Origin of the sequence: Arthrobacter sp. E3, from assembly GCF_017353415.1 — a bacterium.
GTDB lineage: Bacteria > Actinomycetota > Actinomycetes > Actinomycetales > Micrococcaceae > Specibacter.
Window position 1 is genome coordinate 1 of record NZ_JAFMPX010000109.1, and the last position, 315, is coordinate 315.

1 protein-coding gene is annotated in these 315 nt (G+C 50.5%); it reads right to left on the reverse strand.

The window, feature by feature from the left end:
* Positions 1-30: 30 nt before the first annotated feature.
* On the reverse strand, positions 31-315 hold a 285-nt coding region (locus tag JMA46_RS16850; protein ID WP_207346495.1), incomplete at its 5' end, for a Kunitz family serine protease inhibitor.

The window sequence follows — 315 nt, forward strand, 5'->3', positions numbered from 1 at the left end:
TCCGTCCTTCAGTCCAAGTTGTTGCTTAAACTACTCCATCGCGATCTTCCTAGCATGCTGCTGTTCCTTCTCGAACCTCATGGTGAAACTGTCCCCTTCCTCGCCTAGTACAATCTGGCCATTCAGGTTGTGGATACCCACTTCAGCACAAGGACACTCTTTCGGCTGGCTGCAGGTGCATACCGATAGCTTGTATGACCCTTCTTCTTCTTCTTCGGCCCTCCTCACCTCGAACCACCTCATCCGGATGTCGTTATTGTTTGGATCCTGTGCGGCAACGATTGGTGTGAAATCGGCATTGGAATTTTCTTTGCC